This window comes from Bisbaumannia salifodinae (genome assembly GCF_055388505.1).
Window position 1 is genome coordinate 2,241,727 of record NZ_AP043781.1, and the last position, 25,551, is coordinate 2,267,277.

The window sequence follows — 25,551 nt, forward strand, 5'->3', positions numbered from 1 at the left end:
CCGATCCCGCCCCGCTTGGCCACGGGCTCACGAGGTGACCAGCTCCCAGGCCCGCGCCTCGACCAAGACCACCCAGAGCCCCAGCAGGATAAAGAGTGCACTGGCCAGCAGATGCACCAGGCGCACCGGCAAGCGCTCGCTGAAACGCGCCCCCAGCCATAGCACCGGCGCATTGGCCGCCAACATCCCCAGGGTGGTCCCCAGGGTCACCGCCAGCACCGCCTCGAAGCGGGCCGCCAGCAACACGGTGGCGACCTGGGTCTTGTCGCCGATCTCGGCCAGGAAGAAGAGCACGAAGGAGGTAAAGAAGACCCCATGCCCCGGGGCGCCGGCATCCAGCCCATCGTCGTCGTCGGGGCGCAGCAACCAGACGCCCATGGCGATGCAGGCCAGGCCCACCGCCAGGGTCATCCACTGGGCATCGATCCAGCCAGACAGGGCGGCACCCAACCAGGCCGAGACGCCATGATTGATCAGGGTCGCGAGGAGAATCGCCCAGAAGATGGGCCAGGGGCGAGAGAAGCGCGCCACCAGCAGCAGCGCCAGGAGCTGGGTCTTGTCGCCGATTTCGGCGAGACCCACCGCCAGGGTCGAGGTGATCAGGGCTTCCAAGGGAAAAGGACTCCACGGCCGGCTCGGACAGACAGAACACGGATCGCCGCCGGCATCGGAAGCGCCCATGTTCTGAGTCTCGTCGAGCCACACGGCGTGGCTGCCGGCACCATGGTCGGGGTGACCAAAGCTGTTGATACCGGCCTTTCTCCGGGCCGCCGGGGTGGCGGCGGGAAAGTGACTACTCCCCCAAAACGCCTGCCACTATAACCACTTAGGCGATAATCGCCAAGGCCTATTTGCCCGGCCCTACTTGGTATCGATATAGCGGTGGCGATTGAAGGTGGCCACCCAGTCGGGATGATAGACCAGCATCAGGCTGAGCAGCATGCCGGTGATAAAGGCCTCGGAGGGCATCAGCAAGGGCAGGAAGCGGGCGTACTCGGTGACCAGGAACCAGGCCAGGGGATCGGTGGTGCCGAGCCCCACGATGGCCAGCACGCTGAGCCCCGCCGCCAGGGTGGCGAGGGCGGTGCCGAAGAAGCCGCACAAGAACAGGAAGACCGCCAGGTTGTCCGGCAGCCAGCGATCCACCAGGCGCCAGGCCACCACCATCACCAGGGCCGGCACCACCCCGCTGACCAGCACATTGACCCCCAGCAAGGGCCAGGCCACCTTGCCCACCGCCAGCATGGCCAGGTTGACCGCCAGATTGACCAGCAGCGCCAGGGGCGCCTTGAACATCAGCGTCAGCAGCGCCGTGAACATCAGATGCAGGGTCAACCAGTCCACCGCCTGGGCGCGTAGCTGCCACATCAGCATCACCGCCACCGCGGCGGCCATCAGCCGATGCTGCGCAGCGGGCTCACCAACCAGCGCCCGCCAGGGGCGCTGCAAAAGGGCCAGGCCCAGCGCCAGCGCCGACAGCAGCCAGCCGGCGACCAGCATCCAGGGAGCCAGGAGCGTCTCGGCGAAGGTCACGACAACCGCCCCTCAGGCGAAGACCACGGTCTTGTTGCCATGGATCAGCACCCGATCCTCCAGGTGCCAGCGCAGGCCCCGGGCCAGCACCGCCTTCTCCACGTCGCGACCGAAGCGCACCAGGTCCTGGGGGGTATGGCAGTGGCTGACCCGGTGGATATCCTGCTCGATGATGGGGCCGGCATCCAGCTCGGAGGTCACATAGTGGCAGGTGGCACCGATCAGCTTGACGCCCCGCTCATAGGCCTGGTGGTAGGGCCTGGCGCCGGCGAAGGAAGGCAAGAAGCTATGGTGGATATTGATCACCCGGCCGGCGTAACGCTCGCAGAGTCCCGGCGGCAGGATTTGCATATAGCGGGCCAGCACCACCGCGTCCGCCTCGGCGGCCTCCACCCGGCGCTCCACCTCGGCGAAGGCGGCGGCCTTGTCGGCGGGATCCACCGGCACATGGTGATAGGGGATGCCGTGCCACTCCACCAGGGCGCGCAGGTCGTCGTGGTTGGAGATCACGCAGGGAATCTCGCAGTCCAGCTCCCCGGCGGTCCAGCGATAGAGCAGGTCCACCAGGCAGTGGGAGGCCCGGGAGACCATCAGCACCACCCGCCGCCGACGGGCAGTGTCGGACAGCGCCCAGGTCATGGCGAATTCCTCGGCGATGGGGGCGAAGGCCTCGCGGAAGCCATCGGCATCCAGCGGCATGGAATCGGCCTGGATCTCGTAACGCATAAAGAAGCGACCGGTCTCCAGGTCCGAGTGCTGGTTGGCCTCGGTGATGGAGCCGCCTTGGCTGGCGATAAATCCGGAGACTCGGGAGACGATCCCGACCCGATCCGGGCAGGAGACCACCAGGCGATAATAGTGCGACATGGACAGCGTTTCCGTCTTAAGAATCAAGCCATAAAGGACGCAGAGTGTAACCAATTCCGGTCCAGCGGAACACGCCCGGCGCCCCCGCATTGTGGACCCCGCCACCCTTCCCGTATGATGGGCGATTCCGTCAGATGATCGCCTTGCCCATGTCGCGCCCTCGAGTCCAGATTCGCCCCCGCAGCCAGCCGCCCCTCTACTTTCTGCCGCTGGGAGGTTGTGGCGAGATCGGCATGAACCTCAATCTCTACGGGCATGACGGTCACTGGATCGTCGTGGACTGCGGCATGATGATCCGCCAGGATCTTCCCGATGCGCCCCTTCAGGTCCCTAACCTGGCCGCCCTGACCACCCTGGACATTCGCCCCCGGGCGCTCTATATCACCCACGGTCACGAGGACCATATCGGTGCCGCCGCCTGGCTGTGGCCCAAGCTGGGCTGCCCCATTTATGCCACGCCCCTGGCCGCCGGCCTGCTGAGAGCCAAGTTCGTGGAGCAGAGCCTGGCCTGTGATGCGATCCAGGTCATCGAGCCGGGAGAGGCCTACGAGAGCGGCCCCTTCACCCTGCGCCTGCTGCCACTGACCCACTCGATCCCCGAGAGCTGCGCCCTGCTGATCACCACCCCCCAGCAACGCATCCTGCATACCGGCGACTGGAAGCTCGACCCGGACCCGATCATCGGCGAGCCGGTGGACGAGACCCTCTACCGGGCCCTGGCGCCCGTCGACCTGGTGGTGGGCGACTCCACCAATGCCCCCCTGCCCGGCCACTCCCGCAGCGAAGGCGAGGTGGCCGAGGCCCTGGAGCGGCTGCTGCCGAGCTGCGAGGGGCGGGTGGTGGTGAGCTGCTTCGCCAGCAACCTGGCCCGGGTGCTTTCCGTGGCGCAGGCCGGGGCCCGCTGTGGCCGCCGCATCAGCCTGATGGGGCGCGCCATGGAGCGTATGGTGGGGGTGGCCCGGGGCCTGGGCTACCTGGACGACCTGCCGCCCCTGGTGCCGACCCGGGACCTGGGCTACCTGCCTCCCGAGGAAGTGCTGGTGATCGCCACCGGCAGCCAGGGCGAGCCCCGGGCCGCCCTGTCGCGACTGGCCCAGGGGCGCCATCCCCATCTGGAGCTCGCCAGCGGCGATAGCGTGATCTTCTCCGCCAAGGCGATTCCCGGCAACGAGCGGCCGATCGAACGCCTGCAGCATGGCCTGAAGCGACTCGGCGTCACGGTGCTCGACGAGAGCGACCACCCCGAGCTGCATGCCTCCGGGCACCCGGCCCAGGACGAGCTCACCACCCTCTACGACTGGCTCAGGCCGCGGCGCCTGCTGCCGGTACATGGCGAGCATCGCCATCAGGAGGCCCACCAGGCCCTGGCCGAGGGCCTGGGCATCGAGACCCCCCTGATCCCCACCAATGGTGACCTGATCCGCCTCGATGGCGACGGCCTGCATCGAGAAGCGCGTTACCCGGAGCCGCCCTGCCTGGTGCCCCAGCGGGGTGGCCAGCCGCGCCCAGCGACAGGCAGCAACCCCCTCCCTTCACGCCGTCATCCACCGCTCTTCCTGGCCCTGCCGGTACTGCCCCTGGAGGAACGGGGCTGGGCCCGGGTCGGCCGGCTACTGCTCGACTCCCCGGAGGACCTGCCGCTGGACGAGACCGCCTTCGGCGACTGGCTGGACGACCACTTGGCCCAGACCCATGGCGACACCCTGGTGGCCCTGCGCGGCGAACTCGAACCGGGATTGCTGCGCTATTTCGATCAACACCTGCGCCATCCCATCACCCTGCACCTGCAGCTATTCGCCGCCGAGCCTCTCGCCTCTTGATATCGAGCGGATAGCAAAGAGGCGAGCCCCAAGGCTCGCCTCTTTGCTAACTCGCTTGCCGACTCGCCGGCGTCCAGGACACCAGGCTCAGGTATCCTTCTTCTTGGGAGGGCGGCCGCGACGCTTGGGTTGTTCGGAGACCAGATCGTCCAGGGAGAGCCCCGCCTCGTTGATCGCCTCGCGAATCTCGGCCAGCTTGCGCTCCTTCATCGCCTCCTCCTGTTGACGACGCACCTCATCCTCCTGCTTCTGCTCGATGACTTCCCCGATCACTTCGGCCAACTTGTGCAGTTGCTCCATGCTGAGCTGGCGCGCCGCGGCACGGGCGACATTCTTGTTACGGGCGATTCTCTCCAGAGACTCGACGGACATTGGCCTCCTCCATTCCAGGGATTCGAGTTGAGTTTTCAGCCTTACTGCACTGGAAGTATATGCGCCCATGACGGTTTAGCAAGCAGGAGTGCCGTAGAAAGCCGCCCCCTGACAGGGGGAATATTCTCTGCTTAATGCATAAAAATGGGAGGCGATTGCCTCCCAATATCCATCACCGAGACGCCGGCGCCTGGCTTACCCCCCGGTCATATTCATAAAGCGAACCACCTGGACATCGCCATCGGTGGTGAAGTGATGGCGCTCCGGCTTCAGCGGCATGGCGTCGACGATGGCCGCCTTGAGGCGTTCCAGGTCGCCGGGATGACGACGCAAGACGGCACGCAGATCCACCGAGTGTTCGTTACCCAGACAGAGCAGCAGGCGCCCCTCCACCGTGACCCTCACCCGGTTGCAGCTGGCGCAGAAGTTATGGCTATGGGGCGAGATAAAGCCGATGCGACTGGCGTGGTCGGCCATGCGGAAATAACGCGAGGGCCCCGGGGTGGTCTCGGGGGTCGGGGTCAGGGAATAACGCGCCTCGATCAGGGCCTGCACCTCGTCGCTGGAACAGTAGGTCTCGTCGCGGCCATGGTCGGAGACCTGGCCCAGGGGCATCTCCTCGATAAAGCTGATATCCAGTGCCTCGCGGCGGGCAAACTCCACCAGGTCGAGGACTTCGTCGTCGTTGCGGCCCTTGAGAATCACCGCATTGAGCTTGATCCCCTCGAAGCCGGCATCCTGAGCGGCATGAATGCCATCGATGACCTTGTGCAGGTCGCCGGTGCGGGTCAGGCGACGAAACTTCTCCGCATCCAGGGAATCCAGGCTGATATTGAGTCGCCCCAGGCCGCCACGGTACAGGGCAGGCGCCCACTTTCTCAGTCCGGCGCCATTGGTGGTCATGGCGAAGTCCTTGAGGCCTTCCAGGGCCCCCATCTCATCCACCAGGGTGTCGATACCGCGCCGTACCAAGGGCTCGCCGCCGGTCAGACGAATCTTGGCCACCCCCAGCTCGACGAAGGCCCGGGCCACCTGGGCCAGTTCCTCCAGGGTCAGTACCTGGGCCCGGGGCAGGAAGGTCATCTCCTCGCTCATGCAATAGACACAGCGGAAGTCGCAGCGGTCGGTCACCGAGATACGCACGTAATCGACCCGCCGGCCGAAGTCATCGATCAGGGATGGGGTCATGTTTTTTCCTCCCAGCGCTGGGCATCCTGGTGGTCGCTATGGCGCTCGGCCACCCAGTAGTGGCCGCTGGCGGTGTGTTCTTTCTTCCAGAATGGCGCCCGGGTCTTGAGGTAATCCATGATGAAGTCACAGGCCTCGAAGGCGGCGCGACGGTGGGCGCTGGCCACCACCACCAGCACGATGGGGTCGCCGGGCGTCAGATGACCCACCCGGTGGATCAGGCGCACCCCCTGCAGGGACCAGCGCGCCTCGGCCTCGGCGACGATCTCGCCCAGGGCGGCCTCGGTCATGCCGGGGTAATGCTCGAGGGTCAGCCCCTCCACCTCGGGGCGCTCATTGAAATCGCGCACCCGACCCACGAAACTGACCAGGGCGCCGATATCGGTACGTCCCTCGCTCAAGGCCGCCATTTCGGCCCCGGCATCGAAGGGGGCCTGCTGCACGCGAATCATCGTCAACCTCCGGTGACCGGCGGAAAGAAAGCCACTTCATCGCCCTCGGTCAGCGGCGTCTGATCCCCCCCCATCACCTGGTTGATGGCGCACAGGATACGCGCCTCCTTGAGCAGGGCGAAGCCGGCATCGCGGGCCTCGAGGGCCGCCTTGAGCCCCGCCACATCGGCACTGGGCAGGGCCTCCAGGGGAATCTCCAGCTCACTGACATTGAGGCGCTCGCGCAGCTCCGCCAGGCACTTCACCCGCAACAGGCTGCCCTGGGCCGCCTCACCGAGCGCCACCACCCCGGGCTCACCGGATCCGGTCACGATGGGCGTCGGCGGGGTCACCCCGCGGCGATAGTCGCCGGACTTGCCACCGCTCTTGGACTCCAGGCGCACCGCCTCGATCTGCATCGCCTTATCCACCGCCTTGCACATGTCGTAGAGGGTCAGGCAGGCCACCGACACGGCGGTCAGCGCCTCCATCTCCACCCCGGTGCGGCCGTTGAGACGGCACAGCGCGCTCACCTCCACGCAGGAGGTGGCCTCGTCCAGTTGGAAGTCGATGACCACCTTGGAGAGCGGCAGGGCATGACAGAGGGGAATCAGCTCATGGGTGCGCTTGGCGGCCTGGATACCGGCGATGCGCGCCGTGGCCAGCACATCGCCCTTGGGCAAGCCGCCCTCCGCCAGCAGCGCCAGGGTCTCGGGCCGCATGATGACACGACCGCTGGCAACCGCCTCGCGGCGGGTCTCGCGCTTGTCGGCCACGTCCACCATATGGGCTTCACCGCGGGCATTGAGATGGGTCAGGCTCATGGCTGTTTCCTGTCTAGCTGAAATCGTTGAGGAGTTGCAGGGTGACCGGCTCGCCCTCGGCCACCCCCTCGCACTCGGCGGCCACCTCGATCAGGCAGTCGGCGAGCACCATGGAGGTGAGGATGCCCGAGCCCTGGCGACCGGTGGGGGTCACCCACAGCCGCCCCTGCCTATCACTGTGGTAGCTGCCGCGCAGATAGTCGACTCGGCCGGCGCGACTGCGAAGCGGCTCGGCGGCCAGGGCGGTAAGGCGCCGCGGCTGCCAGTCCGGCTGCCCCATCAGGCGGCGCAGCACCGGCTGCACGAACTGCAGGAAGGTGACCATTACCGCCACCGGGTTGCCGGGCAGGCCGAAGAAGGGAATGCGCCCCTCCCCCAACCAACCACAGGCCAGGGGCCGCCCCGGACGCATGGCGATGCGCCAGAAGCCCAACTCCCCCACCTCGCCCAGGGCCGCCTTGATCCAGTCGGCGCGCCCCACCGAGACGCCGCCGCTGGTGATCACCATATCGGCCTCTTCGGCGGCCCGCGCCAAGGCGCCGGCAATCGCTTCCCGATCATCCGGCAGGATGCCCAGATCGATCACCTCGCAGCCGAGCCCGTCGAGCAGGCCACGCAGGGAGTAGCGGTTGGCATCGTAGATGCCCGCCGCGGGCAGCGGCTCGCCCGGGGCCGTCACCTCGTCGCCGCTGGAGAAGATGGCCACCCGCGGGCGGCGATGGACCCGCGCCTCGGTCACCCCGAGGGAGGCCAGCAGGCCCAACTGGGCCGGCCCCAGCCGGGTACCGGCGGCCAGCGCCTGGCTGTCGCGGGCCACGTCCTCCCCGGCCTGGCGCACATGCTGACCGCGGCGCACCGTCTCGCTCCGGGTGATCCCCACCCGCCCCTCACCGGGGAATATCAGTTGCTCCTGCATAATCACCGTATCGGCGCCCCGGGGCAGCGGCGCGCCGGTAGTGATGGTCACCGCCTCCCCGGCGTCGAGGGAGCGCTCGGCACGGCTGCCCGCCAGCACGCTGCCTACCAGAGACAGCTCCGCCGACGGCGCCGGCCAGGCCAGGGCGATGCCATCCATGGCGGCATTGGTGTTCTGGGGCACATCGATGGGTGAGTGGATCGCCTCCGCCAGGATCCGCCCCGGCAGCTCGGCCAGGGGGCAGAGCTCGGTCGCCAGGGGCGCCGAGACAAGGCCTTCGAGATGGCGCTGGGCCTCGCTCACCGAGAGCATTCGTTCGCCGAGATCGAAACAGGAGAGGCTCATGGGCCCACCTCCTCGTCGCGCGGAAAGCAGTCCGCGGGCCAGCGCCCCGGCCAGGCCGCCACCCAGTCGGCCAGGGCCTCGTGGTTATTGAGATCCAGGGCCAGGACCCCCACCGGCAGCGCCAGGGGGGCCGGGCTGGCCACCGCCTTGACCCAGGGATCCTGCGGGGCCAGCAGCGGCTTTCCAAGCTCGGGACGATGCAGCTCCAGCTTGGGCAGCGGCCAGGCCTTGAAGCCCTCCACCAGCACCAGGTCGGGCCGGCGCGGCCGCAGCAGCTCGATCAGCTCGGGCAGGTCGGGCTCCTCCTGCCCCGGCGTCTCGTACATCATCGCCACCCGGCGCCGGGAGGCCACCAGCATGGGGGCGGCACCGGCCTGGCGCAGGCGGTGACTGTCCTTGCCGGGACGATCCACCTCGAATTCGTGGTGAGCATGCTTGATCACCGCCGTTTTGAGGCCCCGCTCGGCCAGGCGCGGCAGTAGCGCCTCCAGCAGGGTGGTCTTGCCGGTACCGCTCCAGGCGGCGATCCCCAGCAGCGGCAGTGCCTCGCCCCCCAGGCGACGTGCGTCAGGCCCCATCATGGGAGGCCTCCCCGCCGGCTTCGTCGACGCCCGCCTCGAGGCGCCGCTTCTCCTCCGGGGTATTGAGGTTGGCGAAGGCCCCGGGGCAATCGGCGAAGTCGACTCTGACCCAGGCGTGCCGGGCATACCAGCGATCGATCTTGCGCTCTCCTTCGGCGAGGGCGCGGCCCAGATCCTCGGCCAGGTCGCGGCGAATCAGCGCCACCACCGGATGATCCCGCTCGCCGTCGTGGGCGGTGGCGATGGCCGCGTCCCCGCGACCGGCCCAGAGCCGATCGAGCAGGTCCACCGGCAGGCCGGGGCTATCGCAGGGTACCACCACGACCCAGGGCGTGGTGGCGGCACAGAGCCCGCTCCAGATGCCCATCAGGGGACCCTGGTAGCCCCCTTCCCGGTCCATGATCACCCGGTCGGCCCAGGCGGCATAGGCCTCCCGGTGACGATTGGCGTTGATCAGAAGCTCCGCCACCCGTCCCTCCAGGGGGCCACGAGCATGGGCCACCAGGGGACGGCCGGCGAAATCGACCAGCCCCTTGTCGACGCCGCCCATGCGGCGTCCCTGGCCGCCGGCCAGGATCAGGCCGGTCATGAGGTGACGGGGCGCTGCCTGAGAAATATTGTCCATTTGGTCAACTTAGCATCCACGAGGAATTCTGACTAGCTCCAGCCTACCGCATGGTATCTCCGGACTCACCTCCAAAGACGACTTTTGCCATGAAATCCGCGCGCTGGGACGCACCGCTTATGTTCATGGACGTAAGCGGGTATGCTATGTCAAAGATCTTCAACATAAGGACTTGGAACCCATGGGTGGATTCGACGTCGGCGAGCGTCTCAAGCAGTTGCGCCTGGCACGCCAGCTATCCCAGCGAGAGTTGGCCAAGCGGGCCGGGGTAACCAACAGCACCATCTCCCTGATCGAACAGAATAGCGTCAGCCCTTCGGTCAGTTCCCTGAAGAAGATCCTCGATGCCCTGCCGGTCTCGATCAGCGAATTCTTCGCCGGCGAAGGGCTGAGCCAGGAGCAGGTCTTCTATCGGGCCGAGGAACTCACCGAGATCGGCGACGGCACCCTCTCCTGGAAACTGGTGGGGGCTCGCCGCCCCAATCGCAGCATGTCGATCATCCATGAGCACTACCCCCCCGGCGCGGACACCGGCGAGGAGATGCTGGAACACGAGGGGGAGGAAGGCGGCGTGATCATCTCCGGCACCATCGAGCTCACCGTGGGCGGCGAGGTGCAGCTGTTGACCGCCGGCGACGCCTACTACTTCGACTCACGCCTGCCCCATCGCTTCCGCAATATGAGCGACAACGAATGCGTGATCGTCAGCGCGAATAATCCCCCGTCATTCTCCGACGGGGGCACCGAGCAGCACCACGCCTGATCACCAGAAACCGAATATGCCGAGAGTGCATCCGGGGTGTCGGATGCACTCTCGGCTCACTTGTCCGACCTACCTCAAACCTCTTCCTTGGCCGGCGGCAATACCCAGTTAAGGACGATGCCCACCAGGGCCGCCAGACTCACCCCCTGGAGGGTAAACTGGCCGCCGCCCAGCTGCATGCCGCCGATGCCGAAGACCAGGATCAGCGAGATCACCACCAGGTTGCGGGGGGCGGTCAGGGAGTGGCCGGCGCGCACCAGGGTATTCATGCCCACCACGGCGATGGAGCCGAACAGCAGGGTCATGATGCCGCCCATCACCGGCCCCGGGATGGTCTGCAGCAGGGCGCCCAGCTTGGCCACGAAGGCCAGTACGATGGCCGCCCCCGCCGCCACCATCATGATCCGCGGATCGAAGGCGCGGGTCAGGGTCACCGCGCCGGTCACCTCGGAGTAGGTGGTGTTCGGCGGCCCGCCGAACAGTGCCGCCGTGACGGTGGCCAGGCCATCCCCGAGCAGGGTGCGGTGCAGCCCCGGCGTCTCCAGGTAGTTCTTGCGGGTCACCGAGCCGATGGCCACCATATCGCCGATATGCTCCACCGCCGGGGCGATGGCCACCGGGATCATGAACAGGATCGCCGCCCAGTGAAAGCTCGGCGCGGTGAACGACGGCAGCGCCAGCCAGGCCGCCTCATGCACCGGCGTAAAGTCGATCACCCCCATGGCCAGCCCCAGCAGATAGCCGCTGAGGATACCGCCCATGATCGGAATCAGGCGCAGCAGGCCGCGGCCGAAGACCGCCAGCACCAGGGTCACCAGCAGGCTGATCATCGACAGGGTAATCGCCTGGGCGTAACCGATATGCTCGCTGGTCTCGCCGCTGGCCATGCTCACCGCCACCGGTGCCAGCGCCAGGCCGATCACCATGATCACCGGCCCCACCACCACCGCCGGCAGCAGGCGATGCAGCCAGGCGGTGCCCTTGAGGCGCACCGCCTGGGAGATGACCACATAGACCAGCCCCGCCGCCAGCAGGCCGCCCAGGGTCGCCGAGACACCGAAGCTGGCCACCGAGCCCTGGATGGGCGCGATAAAGGCAAAGGACGAGGCCAGGAAGACCGGCACCGTAGCCTTGGTGACCGCATGGAACACCAGGGTGCCGGCCCCGGCGGTAAACAGCGCCACGCTGGGGTCGAGGCCGGTCAGCAGCGGCACCAGCACCAGGGCACCGAAGGCCACGAAGAGCATCTGGACGCCGGTCAACAGCGTCCTGGGCAGGGAGTCGGCCGAGCGCGGAACGGCCGCCGAGGAGTCAGTCATGGCGAGTCTCCATAAAAACGCCCCTGGACGTGTCAGGGGCGCTGGGTTGCGGGGTGTATCAGGCAGGCCCCGGGGCGGGATCGGCCGGGGTAAGGCCAGGCATCAACGGGTGCCGAAGATCTTGTCGCCGGCATCCCCCAGGCCGGGCACGATATAGCCGTGCTCGTCGAGGCGCTCATCGATGGCCGCGGTATAGATCTCCACGTCCGGGTGGGCGGCCTGCACCCTGGCGATGCCCTCCGGCGCCGCCACCAACACGATCACCTTGATCTGCCGGCAGCCGCGCTCCTTGAGCATGTCCAGGGTCGCCACCATGGACCCGCCGGTGGCCAGCATGGGATCGATGACGATGGCCAGGCGCTCGGCGATATCATTGGTGAACTTCTCGAAATAGGGCACCGGCTCCAGGGTCTCTTCGTTGCGATAGAGCCCCACCACGCTGATCCGGGCGCTGGGGATCAGGTCGGTGACCCCATCCAGCATGCCCAACCCGGCGCGCAGGATCGGCACCACCGTGACCTTCTTGCCCTTCAACTGCTCTACCTCGAGGGGCTCACCGCTCCAGCCGGGGATCTCGATGGTCTCCAGCTCCAGGTCCTGGGTCGCTTCGTAGGTCAGCAGCTTGGCGACCTCACCGGCCAGCTCGCGAAAGCTCTTGGTGCTGATGTCGGCGGCCCGCATCAGGCCCAGCTTGTGCTTGACCAGGGGGTGTTGGATGGCATGAACGCGCATAGGGAGGCCCTTGAAAAAATAGCGATAATATTGGTCGAATAATGCCGTCAGGTTAAGGGTCGTCGACGCTGGCGAGGCCGCCAGGCGGCCTCTCAACGCCTCCCTCACGTCGGCGCTTCGTTAGATGGGCTCGGGGGGCAGCTGCCAGTCGATGGCGCCACGCCCACGGGCCTCGAGGAAGGCATTGGCCTGGGAAAAGTGACGCTGGCCGAAGAAGCCGCGGTGGGCGGAGAGCGGCGACGGATGCGGCGATTGCAGCACCAGATGGCGGTTGCGATCGACGAAGGCCGCCTTCTTCTGGGCATAGCTCCCCCACAGCAGGAAGACCACGCCCTCGCACTGCTCGTTGACCGTGGCGATGGCACGGTCGGTAAAGCTCTCCCAGCCCCGCCCACGATGGGCGCCGGCGTTGCCCTGCTCCACCGTCAGCACGCTGTTGAGCATCAGCACGCCCTGGCGTGCCCAGGGCTCCAGGAAGCCGTGGTTCACCGGGCTCACCCCCAGGTCGCCGGCCAGCTCCTTGTAGATATTGACCAGGGAGGGCGGCGTGGGCACGCCCGGGCGCACCGAGAAGCACAGCCCATGGGCCTGGTCGGGCCCGTGGTAGGGATCCTGGCCCAGGATCACCACCTTGACCCGCTCCAGCGGGGTCAGCTCGAAGGCACGAAACCAGTGGCTGGAGTGGGGGTAGATCACCTTGCGGGCGGCCTTCTCGGCGGCGAGAAAGTCCCGCAGCTGCTGCATATAGGGGGCCTGGAACTCCGGGCCCAGGAAGCGATTCCAGCTCTCGGGAAGCGGGGATCCTGACATCGGCCAACTCTCTTCACTGACTTCGCTGACGGTATCATCGCGGCGGGGCGGCGCCTCGTCGGGGAGACGATCAGGCATCATCGCCCTTGCGCACCTGCTCCACCAACGGTTGCACATAGGCGATGCCCATGTCCCAGGGGAACTGAATCCAGCAGTCCTGGGCCACTTCGGTAAGACACTGATCCACCAGGGGACGCCCCTCCGGCTTGGCATAGACGGTAACGAAATGGGCCTTGGGCAGCATCTCGCGCACCTTGCGGGCGGTCTTGCCGGTATCCACCAGGTCATCCACCAGCAGCCAGCCTTCGCCATCGTGATCGACGCCCTTCATCACGTCGAGCCCACCCTGCTCCTTATGCTCGTAACTCTTGATGCAGACGGTGTCGATCAGGCGCACGTTGAGCTCCCGGGCGATCAGGGCGGCGGGGATCAGCCCGCCCCGGGTGATGGCGACGATGCCCTTGAAGTCGCGCTCCACCAGTTGGTGGCAGAGGGCCCGTACGTCCCGGTGCAGTTGATCCCAGGAGACGGTGAAGTGTTGCTGATAGCGATTGGCGCTCATGATCGATAACCCGGTAAAGCAGAGGAGAGGACGAGATTATTCGTCCTCGGTGAAGGAACAGACCGCGAAGACGCTATGGCCGGCCTCGCGAATCTTCTGGGAGCCGCCCAGCTCGGGCAGGTCGATAATGGTGGCGGTCTCCACCACCTGACCACCGCAGCGGGTGATCAGCTTGGCGGCGGCCAGCATGGTACCGCCGGTGGCGATCAGGTCATCCATGATCAGGATGCGATCGTGCTGCTGGAAGGCGTCCGCATGAAGCTCCACCTCGGCCTGACCATACTCCAGGGTATAGGTCTCGCTGACGGTGCGAAACGGCAGCTTGCCCTTCTTGCGCACCGGCACGAAACTGCAGCCCAACTCATAGGCCAGGGGCGCCCCGATGATGAAACCGCGAGCATCGATGGCGGCGATGGCGTCCAGATCCATCTCCTGGTAGCGATGCACGAAGCTGTCGATCAGCTTGCGAAAGGCGGCACTGTTCTGCAACAGCGGGGTGATATCGCGGAAGTTGACCCCCGGCTGTGGCCAGTCGGGGACGGTACGAATCACCGATTTGATGTAATCACCGTAGATGCTCATCGGCTCTCTCAATCAAGGAACAGGAATTTCAGGGCGAACAGCAGCGCCAGGATCACCACCGCGGGGTTGAGGTCCTGGAAGCGCCCGGCCAGGGCCTTGATGGCCACATAGCTGATAAAGCCCAGGGCGATGCCCTCGGCAATCGAGAAGGTCAGCGGCATGGCCAGGGCGGCGATCAGCACCGGTGCCGCCTCGGTGGCGTCCTCCCAGTTGGCATGGGCCAGGCTACCGGCCATCAGCGAGGCCACGTAGAGCAGGGCCCCGGCGGTGGCATAGGCGGGAATCGAACCGGCCAGGGGCGCGAAGAACAGGCTCACCAGGAAGAGGATGGCCACCACCACGGCGGTCAGGCCGGTGCGCCCGCCGGAGGCGATGCCGGCGGTGGATTCGATATAGCTGGTGGTGGTGGACGTCCCCAGCACGGCGCCGGCCATGGAGGCGCTGCTGTCGGAGATCATCGCCCGGTTGAGGCGCGGCAGCTTGCCGTCCTTGTCCAGCAGGCCGCCGCGATGGGCGACCCCCACCAGGGTGCCGGAGGTATCGAAGAGGTCGACGAAGAGGAAGGCGAAGATCACGCTGAGCATGGCCACGTCGAAGGCCCCGGCCAGGTCCAGCGCCATAAAGGTGGGTGCGATGGAGGGCGGCATGGAGATCAGGCCGGCATAGTCGTTATGCCCCAGCACCATGGCCAGGATGGTAACGCCCAGGATGCCGATCATCACGGCGCCGGTGACCTTGAGATAGGCCAGGGCGGTGATCACGAAGAAACCCAGCAGCGCATAGAGGGCCGGCGGCTGAGACATGTCGCCCAGGGCCACATAGGTCGCCGGATCGGCCACCACGATACCGGCATTCTTCAAGGCGATCATCGCCAGGAAGAGACCGATGCCGGCGGCGATGCCCAGGCGCAAGGAGAGCGGAATGGAGTTGATGATCCACTCGCGCACCTTGAAGATGCTCAGCAGCAGGAAGATGAAACCGGAGAAGAATACCGCCCCCAGGGCCGCTTCCCAGCTGTAGCCCATGCCCAGCACCACGCCATAGGTGAAGAAGGCGTTGAGCCCCATGCCCGGCGCCTGGGCGATGGGGTAATTGGCCCATACTCCCATGATCAGGGAGCCGATGGCCGCCGCCAGACAGGTGGCCACGAAGACCGCCCCATAATCCATTCCCGTCTCCGCGAGAATGCTCGGGTTGACGAAGATGATATAGGCCATGGTCAGGAAGGTGGTGATCCCGGCGATGACCTCGGTATGGATCGTGGTGTGGTGCTCGCTAAGCTTGAAGTGGTCGTCCAGCAGTCGTTTCAGCATCGGGGGCCCCGTGCGCTTGCGTAAATGGTCAAGAGGCGGAAAAGCCGCACATACTACCCAAAGCGGTGGCCCGACGCGAGACGCAATGCGCGTCGGCCACCGCCAATAAGGGCCGCTTTTCCCGGCGTTATACAGGTATAAGCAATGACCGCTGAAGGCGCCATCCCCCACCGCAAACGCAGGCTTGACGATTTGGTCAGGCGTCCCTGGGCAGACGGGCGTCGAGAAGCCGCTCCACGCTCTCGACGATGGCCTGGGTCTGGGGATCGATCTCGATATTGACGGGGTCACCCTCGCGGCGCTGCCCCAGGGTCGTCCGCGCCAGGGTCTCGGGAATCAGGTTGACGCAGAAGCTCGGCCCGTCCTCGGCCTGGCGCACCTCGCCGATGGTCAGGCTGATGCCATCGACGCCGATATAGCCCTTGTCGAAGAGAAAGCGCCCATAGGCCTCGGGGAGGCGGAACCACAGGCGGCGATTGTTGGGCGCCTCCTCGATGGCGGCCAGCTCGGCCATGCAGATCACATGCCCCGACATGGCATGGCCGCCGATCTCGTCGCCGAAGCGGGCGGCCCGCTCGATATTGACGCTCTCCCCCACCGCCAGGCCGCCCAGGTTGGTCAGGCGCAGGGTCTCGCGCATCAGATCGAAGCTGATCCGCTCGCCGTCGATGGCGGTCACCGTCAGGCAGACCCCGTTATGGGCCACCGAGGCCCCCAGGGTCAGGCCCTCGCGCAATTCCTCCGGCAGCGCCACCACATGGGTGCGAAAGGCCTCCTTCTCGACGACCTCGACCAGCGTGGCGGTGCCCTGTACGATTCCAGTAAACATCTCGACTCCCGAGCCAGAATGAAGCGGGCCCGCCGTCGCGGCCCCGGACAGGGACCTAGTTTACCAGCCTGTCGCGAGCGAGGCGCCCACCCGCTCCTTCGACGAGATTCCTTGGGCCAGCCCGGCCAGTGGCAGTAATATTTTCTGCAAGAAGGCGTCATCGGCGATAACTTGGCCCGAACTGTCATTGACAGCCCATTCAACAACCACTAGCATTCGCTCATTCATTTCAGGCGCCGATTTGTACCCGGATTGCGGGCGCCGCTATCCCCTCTCGAGGGGGTGGTAAGTGCGGCTAAAAGGGTGTGTCCAGCGTTGATGGCCACCCGCCAGGGTGGCCTTTTTTTTGCCCTGAGACTGCCCGCCCGCCCGGCGCCCCCACCAGTCCACGGGACCCATGATCAGACTCAGCAACCTCTCCAAGACCTATGGCAGCGGCGAGCGCGCCGTCCAGGCCCTGAAGGATATCGACCTGGAGGTCCCCAAGGGCGCCATCTACGGGGTGATCGGCCTCTCCGGGGCCGGCAAGTCGACCCTGATTCGCTGCGTCAATCTGCTGGAACGCCCCACCACCGGTAGCGTACGGGTCGACGACCAGGAGCTCAGCGAACTGAGCGGCGCGGCCCTCAACCAGGCCCGCCATCGGATCGGCATGATCTTCCAGCACTTCAACCTGCTCTCCTCGCGCACCGTCTACGCCAATGTGGCCCTGCCCCTGGAGCTGATGGGCGTAAGCGGCAAGGAGATCCGTGAGCGGGTATTGCCGCTGCTGGAGCTGGTTGGCCTGGCCGACAAGCGGGATCAGTACCCCTCCCAGCTCTCCGGCGGCCAGAAGCAGCGGGTGGCCATCGCCCGCGCCCTCGCCAGCCGCCCCAAGGTGCTGCTCTGCGACGAGGCCACCTCGGCCCTCGACCCCCAGACCACCGGTGCCATCCTCGACCTGCTGCAGGACATCAACCGCAAGCTGGGCCTGACCATTCTGCTGATCACCCATGAGATGGAGGTGGTCAAGCGCATCTGCCACCGGGTCGGGCTGATCTCCGGCGGCGAGCTGGTCGAGGAGGCCGAGGTGGGTGACTTCTTCACCGCCCCGCGCACCGAACTGGGCCGCCACTTCCTCAACGACTTCCTGCAACTCGAGCCGCCGGCGGCGCTGGTGGAACGCCTGGAGGCCACTCCCGGCGAGCACACCCACCCGGTGGTGCGCCTGGCCTTCGGCGGCGACGCCGTCTCCACCCCGCTGATCTCGCGACTGGCCCGGGAGTGCGGCATCGACGTCAGCATCCTCGAGGCCAAGGTGGAGTCGATCCAGGAGCGCACCCTGGGGCTGATGATCGCCGAGCTGATCGGCGGCGCCGAGGAGACCGCCCGGGCCATCGCCTATCTCGAAACCCATGACCTAGACGTGGAGGTGCTCGGCCATGTCCAGCGCGATGCTTGATCTGATTCTCAAGGCGACCCTGGACACCCTCTATATGGTGGGCGTCTCGGGAGTGATCTCGGCCCTGCTGGGGGTGCCCCTGGGGGTGCTGCTCTATGTGACCCGCCCGGGGCAGATCCTGGCCCGGCCACTGCTCAACCAGATACTGGGCATGGCCACCAATATCGGCCGCTCGGTGCCCTTTATCATCCTGATGGTGGCGATCATCCCCTTTACCCGAGTGGTCGTCGGCACCTCCATCGGCACCAATGCCGCCATCGTACCGCTGACCGTGGCGGCGATCCCCTTCGTGGCGCGCCTGGTGGAGGGCTCGCTGAACGAGCTCTCCCCGGGCCTGGTGGAGGCCGCCCAGTCGATGGGCGCCACCCCCTACCAGATCATCACCAAGGTCCTGCTACCGGAGGCCAGGGGCGGCATCATCACCGGCCTCACCATCACCGTGGTGACCCTGGTCAGCTACTCGGCCATGGCCGGCGCCGTGGGCGGCGGCGGCCTGGGCGACCTGGGCATCCGCTATGGCTACAATCGCTTCGACCCCCTGGTGATGCTGATCACCGTGGCGATCCTGGTGGTGATGGTGCAGGGCTTCCAGAGCCTCGGCGACGCCCTGGTGCGCCGCGCCAACCACAAGTGACATTCACGCCGGTCCGCCGGCACTTCCTGGACACAAGGAGAGCTTCACCATGCAACGACCCCTGGCTACCTGGCTGCGCCCGACCCTGATCGGCGCCACCCTGTTCGGCAGCGCCCTGCTGGCCGGCTGCGGCAGCGACGACGCCGAGACCCGCAGCATCAAGGTGGGCACCATGTCCGGCCCGGAATCCGAAGTCATGGAAGTGGCGGTCAACCTGGCCAAGGAGCGCTACGACCTGGACGTGGAGATCATCGAGTTCACCGACTACGTCTCCCCCAATGCCGCCCTGGCCGACGGCAGCCTGGACGCCAACGCCTTCCAGCACGCCCCCTACCTCGACAGCATGATCGAGGACCGCGGCTACGACCTGGCCGTCGCCGGCTACACCTTCGTCTACCCCATCGGCGCCTATTCCGAGAAGCACGACAGCATCGAGTCCCTGCCGGAGGGCGCCCTGATCGCCCTGCCCAACGACCCCACCAATGGCGGCCGGGCGATGATCCTGATGCACAACCGTGGCCTGATCACCCTGGATGACCCGGAGAACCTCGAGGCCACCCCGGTCAACGTGGCGGACAACCCCCACGGCTTCGAATTCCGCGAGATCGAGGCGGCGCAGCTGCCGCGGGTCCTGCCCGACGTGGACCTGGCCTTTATCAACAACACCTTCGCCCAGCCCGCCGGCCTGCAACTGGAGGACGCCCTGCTCCGCGAGGGCCCCGAGTCCCCCTACGTCAACCTGATCGCGGTGCGCGCCGGGGATGAGGAACGCGAGGAGATTCAACAACTGGTCTCCGCCTACCAGAGTGACGAGGTAGCCGAGAAGGCCCTGGAGCTGTTCGACGGTGGCGCGGTGCCCGGCTGGCAGTAAGCCGCCCCGCCGCCAGATTCACAGGGCCGACCCAAGCCGGGTCGGCCCTGTGGTTTCGAGGAGTGACATGATGAGCGACTACGCCCTGCTGGGGCGCCAGCTGGCCGCCCTGCTCGATGAGCGCGACCCCCTGACCAACGGCGCCCAGACCTGCGCCCTCCTGATGCAGGAGATCCCCGACCTCAACTGGGTCGGCTTCTATCTGCAGCGCCGCCCCCAGACCCTGGTGCTGGGCCCCTTCCAGGGCAAGCCCGCCTGCACCCCGATTCCCTTCAGCCAGGGCGTCTGCGGGGCCGCGGCGCGAAGCCGCACGACCCAGCGCATCGACGACGTCCACGCCGTGGCGGATCATATCGCCTGCGACAGCGCCTCCCGGGCCGAGCTGGTGGTGCCCATTATCCATGACGGCGAGGTGTGGGGCGTCCTGGACCTGGACAGCCCCCGACTGGGGCGCTTCACCCCGGAAGACCAGGCGGGTATCGAGGCCCTGGTGGCGATCTTCCAGGCCCATACCGACCTGGAGCACCTCATGAATAAGCCGGGGTGATACTTCTCAAAACCAGCAGGGGCCGCCTCACCGGCAATCCCGGCCCGATTCGCAGATATCACAGCCCCCGCTGCAAAACCCTTGACGAAGTGCTTGGTGATACAGCTCAGCCTGGGGTTGCGTGACCATTATCCTATTTTCCCCGATCGATCGAACGAGGCATCGTCTATGTGAATCCGATCCCGACCGGCAAGCTTGGCCATATAAAGGGCTCGATCCGCGCGCGCAAAAAGGCTGATCGGAGTATCCCCAGGTTGCGCAGCCGCAACGCCGACTGAGAAGGTGTATTTGCAGTCCGACCTATCCTTGAGGGGTCGCGATTTGCGCACACCGACGAGCATTCTCTCGACGATGAGCCTTGCCTGCTCAAGGGAAGTGGCTGGAAGAGCCAGGACGAATTCCTCCCCCCCGACGCGACCAAAGCAGTCCGTGCGCCTCACGAGCCGGTGAATGCGCCTTGCGAAGTCTTTCAGGACCAGATCACCGTTGTGATGGCCAAACTGGTCGTTGATGCCCTTGAAGTGGTCGATATCGAGTACGCACAGGCAGCCGAGTGATGACACTTCATCGGTGTCTTGCCGCTGCAGCATCTCCTCAATTCGGGCAGTCACGAACCGGCGGTTGGCAACCCCGGTCAGTTCGTCGGTGTATGAAGCCTTGATCGCCAGGTCCCGGTCCTGCCGAACCTCACGTGTACTGGCCTTCAGGTCCGTAACATCGGTGGCAATGCACAGCATCCAGCCGTCTTCCCGAACCGTCTCTGTCATCCAGAGCCAGCGGCCGTCGAAAAGATCGGTTTCGAAGGCTCTGAAGCCGACCTTTCCCCGGCGCGACTGCGTGGAGATCAGCCATTCTTCGAAGTCCGCAGCGCGAATGACGGTGCCTCGTTTGGCACAGTGGTTTCGCCTCATCAGATCAGGCCAGAAAGGCGTCTCGTCCGGCTCGATGAAGTAGGCTGATCGAAACGCCTTGTTGGCGTATCGAAGTCTGTCAAAGCCATCATAGGCCGCGACGAGAACGGGCGCAGACTCGAACAACTGAAACAGGCTTTGGAGGACGTCGTTCATAAAACCAATGCAGCGTGTCTCACCTAAGAGAAAATTAAATCCGCCGCCATACCCACACTTGGCTTTGGTGCACACGCGTATGAGCATAGTCGAGGTTGGTGAGGGCGACTACTGATACGAGGCCGCCAGGAGCCGTCAGCACCATGGGCGTTACACCCGGTCAATTAACGATCTCGGCCGGCCTTTCGAGGCCGACCCCCTTTTTTATACGACCTTTTCTTCGCCCATACGAAAACGCCCCGTGACCTGGGGTCACGGGGCGTCGGGATCTGGTAGGACCAAGCGGATTTGAACCGCTGACCTCCACGATGTCAACGTGGCGCTCTAACCAACTGAGCTATGGTCCTGAAACTGAGACGAGATTTGGTAGGACCAAGCGGATTTGAACCGCTGACCTCCACGATGTCAACGTGGCGCTCTAACCAACTGAGCTATGGTCCTACAACTCGCCGTTACCCGAGGCTTGCCCCGGCAACGGATGCGTATTCTACGCACTCGCCGATAAAATGCAAGCCCCTAGTTAAAAAATCCCTATGATCAGTCAGTTGGGGGCCTATTGGTGGTAGCGTCCGCCCCGGGGATACGCCCTAGACAGGCCCCGGTCGCGGAAGTGATCTCCCCGGGCCACCGATTCCGCCAGGCTTGCTAATATAATGGCGCCATGCCGCCCACCGACCGACAGCGACGATGCCATGATTCAGCACAAGCGACACGACGCCATCCTGACCCTGATCAAGCGCCAGGGCTATGCCTCCATCGAGCAGCTGACCCAGGAGTTCGGGGTCACGCCCCAGACCATTCGTCGTGACCTCAACACCCTGGCCGACGAAGGCCTGGTGCGCCGGGTGCACGGCGGTGCCGGCCTCGAATCGAGCACGGTGAACACCGCCTACCAGACCCGCAAGACCCTCAACCTGGACGCCAAGCGGCGCATCGCCGCCCTGCTGGCCGGCAAGATCCCCGATCGCGCCTCGCTGTTTATCAATATCGGCACCAGTAACGAAGTGGTCGCCGAGGCCCTGCTCGACCATCAGGGCCTGGAGGTGATCACCAACAACCTCAATGTGGCGGCCATCCTCCAGCACAAGGAGGACTTCAATGTGATCATCGCCGGCGGCCAGGTGCGCTCCCGGGACGGTGGCATCATCGGCGAGGCGACCATCGACTTTATCAACCAGTTCAAGGTCGACTACGGCATCATCGGCATCAGCGGCATCGACGAGGACGGCTCCCTGCTGGAGTTCGACTACCAGGAGGTGCGGGTGGCCCAGGCGATCATCCATAACTCCCGCCAGGTCTACCTGATCGCCGACCACTCCAAGTTCCATCGCAATGCCGTGGTCCGCCAGGGCCGCATCACCCAGATCGACGCCCTCTTCACCGACCGCCGGCCGCCCCAGGCCATCTGCCAGCTGATGGCCAGCCACGATGTGGCGCTGCATATCGCCGGCGGCGAGGAAAGCGACGACACCTCACCGGCCCAGGCCAGCGAGGCCTGACCCCGAGCTCAGGCCTCGGGCAGCCCCCCATCGGCCAGCCTGGCGGGATCCAGCAGCCGCTCCAACTCCTCCCGGGAGAGGTCGGTGGCCTCCTCGGCCACCTCGAGGATCGGCCGCCCCTCCCGATAGGCCCGCTTGGCGATGGTCGCCGCGGCGTCATAGCCGATCACCGAATTCAGGGCGGTGACCAGGATGGGGTTGCGGGCCAGGGGCTCGGCCAGGCTCGCCTCCCGCACCCTGAAGGAGGCGATGGCGCGGTCGGCCAGCAGCCGGCTGGCGTTGCTCATCAGTCGGATCCCCGACAGCAGGTTATTGGCGATCAAGGGCAGCATGACATTGAGCTGGAAGTTGCCGCTCTGCCCCGCCACGGTCACCGCACTATCCAGGCCGATCACCTGGGTGGCGGCCATGGCGGCGGCCTCGGGAATCACCGGATTGACCTTGCCCGGCATGATCGAGCTGCCGGGCTGCAGGGCCTCCAGCTCGATCTCGCCGAGTCCGGCCAGGGGCCCCGAATTCATCCAGCGCAGGTCATTGCTGATCTTCAACACCACGCAGGCGTGGCCACGCAGTTGCCCGGAGAGTTCCACCGCGGCGTCCTGGGAGGCGAGCGCGGCGAAGTGACTATCGGCGGGGCTCAGCGACAGGCCGGTCGCCTCGGAGAGCGCCCGCGCCACCCGGGCCGCGAATTCGGGGTGGGCATTGATGCCGCTGCCCACGGCGGTGCCGCCCTGGGCCAGGCGGCACAGCCGCGTCATGGCGTCCTGGAAACGTGCCTCGCTGGCCGCCACCTGGGCCGACCAGGCCCCCAGCTCCTGGCTCATGCGCACCGGCATGGCATCCATCAGGTGGGTTCGCCCGGTCTTGATCACCTCGTGCAACTGCCCGGCCTTGGTGTCGATGCTCCCGCGCAGGTGCGCCAGGGCCGGCAACAGCTCGTCGCGGACCGCCAGGGCCGCCGAGAGATGTATCGCCGTGGGGATGACGTCGTTGCTGGACTGCCCCATATTGACATGATCATTGGGCCCCACCTCCAGGCCACCGCGGCTGGCCAGGTGGGCGATCACCTCGTTGACGTTCATATTGGTGGAGGTGCCGGAGCCGGTCTGATAGACGTCCACCGGAAACTGGTCATCATGGCGGCCGGCGAGGATCGCCTCGGCCGCCTCGCGGATCGCCTCGGCCCGGGGTGCGTCGAGCAACCCCAGCTCGGCATTGACCCGGGCACAGGCGGCCTTGATGCGGGCCACCGCCTGGATAAAGGCCGGCGGCATGGCGTGACCACTGATCGGGAAGTTGTTCACCGCCCGCTGGGTCTGGGCACCGTAAAGGGCCGAGGCCGGGACCTCGAGCTCCCCCATGCTGTCCCGCTCGATTCGCGTGGCGCTCATTCTCCCCTCCTACTTTAGTTAAAAACTATCGACCCCAGCCTAAGCGATGCCTCCCTGGCCGGCTAATCGAGGAAACTTATCGATAGCATAGTCCGCCGCCCTACCCAGGGCGGCGCCCGCCTGCAATACTCGTCCCGCACAGGGACGCCCCATCCAGCACCAGAAGGAGAGACGATGCGCCACGCTCTTGTCGTTGTCGGCCTTGGCCTGATTCTGGCCGGCTGTCAGATGCTGCCCCCCATGGACACCGATACCCGCCGTATCGAGGTGCGCGACGTCACTCCCGACCCGGAACGGCCCCCGGAGCCGGGCCGAGTGCCGCGCCGGGTGGCCTTTTCCGAGGCCGAGTATCGCGCCCTGCCAACCCAGGGCACGGCCCGCCTGAGCGGCCAGCTCTTCTATGACGGCCCCGGCGGCCGCCACTATGGCCGCCATGAGACCGTCTCCATCGCCCCGGTCACCGCCTACTCGGCGGAAGCCGCCGAGCAGGCACTGGCCGGGCGGGCGGTGGAGCGCGCCGACCCCCGCGCCCAGGCCTATACCCATCGGGTGCGCACCGACGGCCAGGGGCGCTTCGAGGCGGCGCAGCTACCGCCGGGCGACTTCTATGTTTCCGGCAGCGTCGGCCTCCCCAATGGCGAGCGCAGCCCGCTGATCCTCCATCAGATACGCCTGCGCAACGGCCAGACCACCCGGGTCAACCTGCGTCGCTGAGCCAGTGGCGCAAGCCTCCGCCGTCTCCTATGTTGAGGCCAGGATAGGGATTCCTCGCCCCCATCCCACCATGGGGGCCCTTGAGAGTCGCCGGGAGGATAGACCATGCGTATCACCAAGGCGTCGGGCTGGGCCCTGCCCGCCCTGCTGTTGAGCCTTGTCGCCATCACCCAGGCCGCCACGGCCACCGACCTGGAGGAGATCCGCGAGCGCGGCAGCATCCGCATCGCAGTGGCCGACGAGGTGCCCTACGGCTACCTGGACGAGAATGGCGAGGGACGAGGCGCCGGCCCCGAGGTGGCCCGCCACGTGCTGGGCGAGCTGGGCATCGAGAACATCGAGTGGGTGGTCACCGCCTTCGGCGACCTGATTCCCGGTCTGGAGGAAGGCCGCTTCGACATGGCCGCCGCCGAGATGGCCATCCGCCCGGCCCGCTGCGAACGGGTGCTGTTCTCGGCGCCCAACACCTCCTATGGAGAGGGGCTGCTGGTGCGGGCCGCCAACCCGCTCGAGATCGGTGGCTACGCGGATTTCGCCGAGCGCGACGACCTCCGCATCGCCGTGCTGGAAGGCGCCACCCAGATCGGCATGATGGTGGCCCTGGGCGTGCCCGACGGGCGGGTGATACCGATCGCCGAGAACGCGGCGGCCATCGACACCCTGCTGAACGGCCAGGCCGACGGCTATGCCGGCACCGGCCTCACCGTGAGCCAGTTGGATGCCCAGCACCCCGGGGTCGAGGTGGTGCAGAATTTCGAGGACCCGGTGATCGACGGCCAGATCGTGCGCAGTTGGGGGGGCTTCACCTTCCCGCCGGATGCCGAGACCCTGCGCGACGCCTTCGACGAGGTGCTGCTCGACTACCGCAACACCCAGGCCTGGGAAGACACCCTGGAAGGCCACGGCTTCACCCAGGACGACATCCTCAACGCCTTCCGCTTCGATACCGAGTGGCTGTGCGGCCGGAAATGATGG

Annotated in this window: 28 protein-coding genes and 2 tRNA genes; 9 read left to right on the forward strand and 21 right to left on the reverse strand. The window is 66.3% G+C overall.

Annotated elements, in window-relative coordinates; translation table 11 throughout:
* Positions 1-27: 27 nt before the first annotated feature.
* The 3 genes from ACZ5EF_RS10175 to purU all read right to left on the reverse strand — a co-directional run bounded on the left by ACZ5EF_RS10175 (position 28) and on the right by purU (position 2,400).
* Positions 28-612 (reverse strand): TMEM165/GDT1 family protein, encoded by a 585-nt coding sequence (locus ACZ5EF_RS10175; protein ID WP_346062270.1) that lies wholly within the window; start codon positions 610-612, stop codon positions 28-30.
* A gap of 249 nt (positions 613-861) precedes the next feature.
* Complete coding sequence (locus tag ACZ5EF_RS10180) at positions 862-1,533, reverse strand: energy-coupling factor ABC transporter permease (RefSeq protein WP_346062269.1); 672 nt, start codon at positions 1,531-1,533, stop codon at positions 862-864.
* Positions 1,534-1,545: 12 nt separating this feature from the next.
* The gene (gene purU / locus ACZ5EF_RS10185; protein WP_346062268.1) at positions 1,546-2,400 is read right to left on the reverse strand and encodes a formyltetrahydrofolate deformylase; all 855 of its coding nucleotides are present in this window, start codon (positions 2,398-2,400) and stop codon (positions 1,546-1,548) included.
* 233 nt (positions 2,401-2,633) lie between these two features.
* On the opposite strand from purU, the gene ACZ5EF_RS10190 reads away from it, so the two are divergent.
* The gene (locus tag ACZ5EF_RS10190) at positions 2,634-4,220 is read left to right on the forward strand and encodes a ribonuclease J (protein ID WP_346062502.1); all 1,587 of its coding nucleotides are present in this window, start codon (positions 2,634-2,636) and stop codon (positions 4,218-4,220) included.
* An 87-nt stretch (positions 4,221-4,307) separates the two neighbouring features.
* Here the strand turns inward: ACZ5EF_RS10190 and ACZ5EF_RS10195 are convergent, their stop codons facing one another.
* The 7 genes from ACZ5EF_RS10195 to mobA all read right to left on the reverse strand — a co-directional run bounded on the left by ACZ5EF_RS10195 (position 4,308) and on the right by mobA (position 9,502).
* Positions 4,308-4,592, reverse strand: coding sequence for an H-NS family histone-like protein (locus ACZ5EF_RS10195; RefSeq protein WP_346062267.1), 285 nt, complete (start codon positions 4,590-4,592; stop codon positions 4,308-4,310).
* A gap of 195 nt (positions 4,593-4,787) precedes the next feature.
* Complete coding sequence (gene moaA, locus ACZ5EF_RS10200) at positions 4,788-5,780, reverse strand: GTP 3',8-cyclase MoaA (protein ID WP_346062266.1); 993 nt, start codon at positions 5,778-5,780, stop codon at positions 4,788-4,790.
* Positions 5,777-6,232: a molybdopterin synthase catalytic subunit MoaE gene (gene moaE, locus ACZ5EF_RS10205; RefSeq protein WP_346062265.1), complete on the reverse strand. Its 456-nt coding sequence runs from the start codon at positions 6,230-6,232 to the stop codon at positions 5,777-5,779. The genes moaA and moaE overlap by 4 nt, the downstream gene beginning before the upstream one ends.
* A 2-nt stretch (positions 6,233-6,234) precedes the next feature.
* Complete coding sequence (gene moaC, locus ACZ5EF_RS10210) at positions 6,235-7,035, reverse strand: cyclic pyranopterin monophosphate synthase MoaC (protein WP_346062264.1); 801 nt, start codon at positions 7,033-7,035, stop codon at positions 6,235-6,237.
* 13 nt (positions 7,036-7,048) lie between these two features.
* Positions 7,049-8,296, reverse strand: a complete 1,248-nt coding sequence (gene moeA / locus ACZ5EF_RS10215; RefSeq protein WP_346062263.1) for a molybdopterin molybdotransferase MoeA — start codon at positions 8,294-8,296, stop codon at positions 7,049-7,051.
* Entirely contained in the window at positions 8,293-8,877 is a 585-nt protein-coding gene (gene mobB / locus ACZ5EF_RS10220; RefSeq protein WP_346062262.1) for a molybdopterin-guanine dinucleotide biosynthesis protein B, read from the reverse strand. Before mobB ends, moeA begins: the two co-directional genes overlap by 4 nt.
* Positions 8,864-9,502, reverse strand: coding sequence for a molybdenum cofactor guanylyltransferase MobA (gene mobA, locus ACZ5EF_RS10225; protein ID WP_346062261.1), 639 nt, complete (start codon positions 9,500-9,502; stop codon positions 8,864-8,866). The genes mobB and mobA overlap by 14 nt, the downstream gene beginning before the upstream one ends.
* Before the next feature lie 181 nt (positions 9,503-9,683).
* On the opposite strand from mobA, the gene ACZ5EF_RS10230 reads away from it, so the two are divergent.
* Complete coding sequence (locus tag ACZ5EF_RS10230; RefSeq protein WP_346062260.1) at positions 9,684-10,265, forward strand: cupin domain-containing protein; 582 nt, start codon at positions 9,684-9,686, stop codon at positions 10,263-10,265.
* Positions 10,266-10,339: 74 nt separating this feature from the next.
* Here the strand turns inward: ACZ5EF_RS10230 and ACZ5EF_RS10235 are convergent, their stop codons facing one another.
* The 7 genes from ACZ5EF_RS10235 to ACZ5EF_RS10265 form a co-directional block, all read right to left on the reverse strand.
* Positions 10,340-11,584, reverse strand: a complete 1,245-nt coding sequence (locus ACZ5EF_RS10235; protein ID WP_346062259.1) for a uracil-xanthine permease family protein — start codon at positions 11,582-11,584, stop codon at positions 10,340-10,342.
* Between the two features lie 102 nt (positions 11,585-11,686).
* Positions 11,687-12,316, reverse strand: a complete 630-nt coding sequence (gene upp / locus ACZ5EF_RS10240; RefSeq protein ID WP_346062258.1) for a uracil phosphoribosyltransferase — start codon at positions 12,314-12,316, stop codon at positions 11,687-11,689.
* Between the two features lie 120 nt (positions 12,317-12,436).
* A complete protein-coding gene (ung, locus tag ACZ5EF_RS10245) occupies positions 12,437-13,126 on the reverse strand; it encodes a uracil-DNA glycosylase (protein ID WP_346062257.1) in 690 nt (229 codons plus the stop codon).
* A gap of 70 nt (positions 13,127-13,196) precedes the next feature.
* Complete coding sequence (gpt, locus tag ACZ5EF_RS10250) at positions 13,197-13,688, reverse strand: xanthine phosphoribosyltransferase (RefSeq protein ID WP_346062256.1); 492 nt, start codon at positions 13,686-13,688, stop codon at positions 13,197-13,199.
* A 36-nt stretch (positions 13,689-13,724) separates the two neighbouring features.
* The gene (locus tag ACZ5EF_RS10255; protein ID WP_346062255.1) at positions 13,725-14,270 is read right to left on the reverse strand and encodes an adenine phosphoribosyltransferase; all 546 of its coding nucleotides are present in this window, start codon (positions 14,268-14,270) and stop codon (positions 13,725-13,727) included.
* Positions 14,271-14,278: 8 nt separating this feature from the next.
* Positions 14,279-15,583, reverse strand: coding sequence for an NCS2 family permease (locus tag ACZ5EF_RS10260; RefSeq protein ID WP_346062254.1), 1,305 nt, complete (start codon positions 15,581-15,583; stop codon positions 14,279-14,281).
* 196 nt (positions 15,584-15,779) lie between these two features.
* Positions 15,780-16,412, reverse strand: a complete 633-nt coding sequence (locus ACZ5EF_RS10265; protein ID WP_346062253.1) for a riboflavin synthase subunit alpha — start codon at positions 16,410-16,412, stop codon at positions 15,780-15,782.
* A gap of 397 nt (positions 16,413-16,809) precedes the next feature.
* Between ACZ5EF_RS10265 and ACZ5EF_RS10270 the strand changes: the two genes are divergently transcribed.
* The 4 genes from ACZ5EF_RS10270 (at position 16,810) to ACZ5EF_RS10285 (ending at position 19,905) form a co-directional block, all read left to right on the forward strand.
* Positions 16,810-17,853 carry a methionine ABC transporter ATP-binding protein gene (locus ACZ5EF_RS10270; protein ID WP_346062252.1) on the forward strand — a complete coding sequence of 348 codons (1,044 nt, stop codon included), beginning with the start codon at positions 16,810-16,812 and terminating at the stop codon, positions 17,851-17,853.
* A complete protein-coding gene (locus tag ACZ5EF_RS10275) occupies positions 17,834-18,487 on the forward strand; it encodes a methionine ABC transporter permease (RefSeq protein WP_346062251.1) in 654 nt (217 codons plus the stop codon). Before ACZ5EF_RS10270 ends, ACZ5EF_RS10275 begins: the two co-directional genes overlap by 20 nt.
* 49 nt (positions 18,488-18,536) lie before the next feature.
* Positions 18,537-19,358 carry a MetQ/NlpA family ABC transporter substrate-binding protein gene (locus ACZ5EF_RS10280; RefSeq protein ID WP_346062250.1) on the forward strand — a complete coding sequence of 274 codons (822 nt, stop codon included), beginning with the start codon at positions 18,537-18,539 and terminating at the stop codon, positions 19,356-19,358.
* A 70-nt stretch (positions 19,359-19,428) separates the two neighbouring features.
* The gene (locus ACZ5EF_RS10285) at positions 19,429-19,905 is read left to right on the forward strand and encodes a GAF domain-containing protein (RefSeq protein WP_379729729.1); all 477 of its coding nucleotides are present in this window, start codon (positions 19,429-19,431) and stop codon (positions 19,903-19,905) included.
* Between the two features lie 128 nt (positions 19,906-20,033).
* On the opposite strand, the gene ACZ5EF_RS10290 is transcribed toward ACZ5EF_RS10285, so the two are convergent.
* From ACZ5EF_RS10290 to ACZ5EF_RS10300, 3 genes are all read right to left on the reverse strand, one after another.
* Positions 20,034-20,972: a GGDEF domain-containing protein gene (locus tag ACZ5EF_RS10290; protein WP_346062248.1), complete on the reverse strand. Its 939-nt coding sequence runs from the start codon at positions 20,970-20,972 to the stop codon at positions 20,034-20,036.
* Between the two features lie 270 nt (positions 20,973-21,242).
* Positions 21,243-21,319 (reverse strand) — tRNA-Val (locus tag ACZ5EF_RS10295).
* 17 nt (positions 21,320-21,336) lie between these two features.
* Positions 21,337-21,413 (reverse strand) — tRNA-Val (locus ACZ5EF_RS10300).
* Positions 21,414-21,664: 251 nt separating this feature from the next.
* Here ACZ5EF_RS10300 and ACZ5EF_RS10305 point away from each other — a divergent pair.
* The gene (locus ACZ5EF_RS10305) at positions 21,665-22,471 is read left to right on the forward strand and encodes a DeoR/GlpR family transcriptional regulator (RefSeq protein ID WP_346062247.1); all 807 of its coding nucleotides are present in this window, start codon (positions 21,665-21,667) and stop codon (positions 22,469-22,471) included.
* An 8-nt stretch (positions 22,472-22,479) separates the two neighbouring features.
* Here the strand turns inward: ACZ5EF_RS10305 and ACZ5EF_RS10310 are convergent, their stop codons facing one another.
* Positions 22,480-23,862 carry a class II fumarate hydratase gene (locus ACZ5EF_RS10310; protein ID WP_346062246.1) on the reverse strand — a complete coding sequence of 461 codons (1,383 nt, stop codon included), beginning with the start codon at positions 23,860-23,862 and terminating at the stop codon, positions 22,480-22,482.
* A gap of 174 nt (positions 23,863-24,036) precedes the next feature.
* Between ACZ5EF_RS10310 and ACZ5EF_RS10315 the strand changes: the two genes are divergently transcribed.
* Complete coding sequence (locus ACZ5EF_RS10315; protein WP_346062245.1) at positions 24,037-24,576, forward strand: carboxypeptidase-like regulatory domain-containing protein; 540 nt, start codon at positions 24,037-24,039, stop codon at positions 24,574-24,576.
* Between the two features lie 105 nt (positions 24,577-24,681).
* On the forward strand, positions 24,682-25,548 hold the full coding sequence (gene ehuB / locus ACZ5EF_RS10320) for an ectoine/hydroxyectoine ABC transporter substrate-binding protein EhuB (protein WP_346062244.1): 867 nt from the start codon (positions 24,682-24,684) through the stop codon (positions 25,546-25,548).
* Positions 25,549-25,551 lie beyond the last annotated feature (3 nt).

What these genes read in the sequence shown, in the direction of transcription:
- ACZ5EF_RS10235 (WP_346062259.1), bottom strand. Translation starts at nt 11,584, where the DNA reads ATGACTGACTCCTCGGCGGCCGTTCCGCGCTCGGCCGACTCCCTGCCC.
- moaE (WP_346062265.1), bottom strand. Translation starts at nt 6,232, where the DNA reads ATGATTCGCGTGCAGCAGGCCCCCTTCGATGCCGGGGCCGAAATGGCG.
- ACZ5EF_RS10260 (WP_346062254.1), bottom strand. Translation starts at nt 15,583, where the DNA reads ATGCTGAAACGACTGCTGGACGACCACTTCAAGCTTAGCGAGCACCAC.
- ACZ5EF_RS10280 (WP_346062250.1), top strand. Translation starts at nt 18,537, where the DNA reads ATGCAACGACCCCTGGCTACCTGGCTGCGCCCGACCCTGATCGGCGCC.
- moaC (WP_346062264.1), bottom strand. Translation starts at nt 7,035, where the DNA reads ATGAGCCTGACCCATCTCAATGCCCGCGGTGAAGCCCATATGGTGGAC.
- ACZ5EF_RS10290 (WP_346062248.1), bottom strand. Translation starts at nt 20,972, where the DNA reads ATGAACGACGTCCTCCAAAGCCTGTTTCAGTTGTTCGAGTCTGCGCCC.
- upp (WP_346062258.1), bottom strand. Translation starts at nt 12,316, where the DNA reads ATGCGCGTTCATGCCATCCAACACCCCCTGGTCAAGCACAAGCTGGGC.
- ACZ5EF_RS10195 (WP_346062267.1), bottom strand. Translation starts at nt 4,592, where the DNA reads ATGTCCGTCGAGTCTCTGGAGAGAATCGCCCGTAACAAGAATGTCGCC.
- ACZ5EF_RS10275 (WP_346062251.1), top strand. Translation starts at nt 17,834, where the DNA reads ATGTCCAGCGCGATGCTTGATCTGATTCTCAAGGCGACCCTGGACACC.
- moaA (WP_346062266.1), bottom strand. Translation starts at nt 5,780, where the DNA reads ATGACCCCATCCCTGATCGATGACTTCGGCCGGCGGGTCGATTACGTG.
- ACZ5EF_RS10270 (WP_346062252.1), top strand. Translation starts at nt 16,810, where the DNA reads ATGATCAGACTCAGCAACCTCTCCAAGACCTATGGCAGCGGCGAGCGC.
- mobA (WP_346062261.1), bottom strand. Translation starts at nt 9,502, where the DNA reads ATGGACAATATTTCTCAGGCAGCGCCCCGTCACCTCATGACCGGCCTG.
- ehuB (WP_346062244.1), top strand. Translation starts at nt 24,682, where the DNA reads ATGCGTATCACCAAGGCGTCGGGCTGGGCCCTGCCCGCCCTGCTGTTG.
- ACZ5EF_RS10310 (WP_346062246.1), bottom strand. Translation starts at nt 23,862, where the DNA reads ATGAGCGCCACGCGAATCGAGCGGGACAGCATGGGGGAGCTCGAGGTC.
- ACZ5EF_RS10315 (WP_346062245.1), top strand. Translation starts at nt 24,037, where the DNA reads ATGCGCCACGCTCTTGTCGTTGTCGGCCTTGGCCTGATTCTGGCCGGC.
- ACZ5EF_RS10190 (WP_346062502.1), top strand. Translation starts at nt 2,634, where the DNA reads ATGAACCTCAATCTCTACGGGCATGACGGTCACTGGATCGTCGTGGAC.
- ung (WP_346062257.1), bottom strand. Translation starts at nt 13,126, where the DNA reads ATGTCAGGATCCCCGCTTCCCGAGAGCTGGAATCGCTTCCTGGGCCCG.
- purU (WP_346062268.1), bottom strand. Translation starts at nt 2,400, where the DNA reads ATGTCGCACTATTATCGCCTGGTGGTCTCCTGCCCGGATCGGGTCGGG.
- moeA (WP_346062263.1), bottom strand. Translation starts at nt 8,296, where the DNA reads ATGAGCCTCTCCTGTTTCGATCTCGGCGAACGAATGCTCTCGGTGAGC.
- ACZ5EF_RS10265 (WP_346062253.1), bottom strand. Translation starts at nt 16,412, where the DNA reads ATGTTTACTGGAATCGTACAGGGCACCGCCACGCTGGTCGAGGTCGTC.
- gpt (WP_346062256.1), bottom strand. Translation starts at nt 13,688, where the DNA reads ATGAGCGCCAATCGCTATCAGCAACACTTCACCGTCTCCTGGGATCAA.
- mobB (WP_346062262.1), bottom strand. Translation starts at nt 8,877, where the DNA reads ATGATGGGGCCTGACGCACGTCGCCTGGGGGGCGAGGCACTGCCGCTG.
- ACZ5EF_RS10305 (WP_346062247.1), top strand. Translation starts at nt 21,665, where the DNA reads ATGATTCAGCACAAGCGACACGACGCCATCCTGACCCTGATCAAGCGC.
- ACZ5EF_RS10230 (WP_346062260.1), top strand. Translation starts at nt 9,684, where the DNA reads ATGGGTGGATTCGACGTCGGCGAGCGTCTCAAGCAGTTGCGCCTGGCA.
- ACZ5EF_RS10255 (WP_346062255.1), bottom strand. Translation starts at nt 14,270, where the DNA reads ATGAGCATCTACGGTGATTACATCAAATCGGTGATTCGTACCGTCCCC.
- ACZ5EF_RS10285 (WP_379729729.1), top strand. Translation starts at nt 19,429, where the DNA reads ATGAGCGACTACGCCCTGCTGGGGCGCCAGCTGGCCGCCCTGCTCGAT.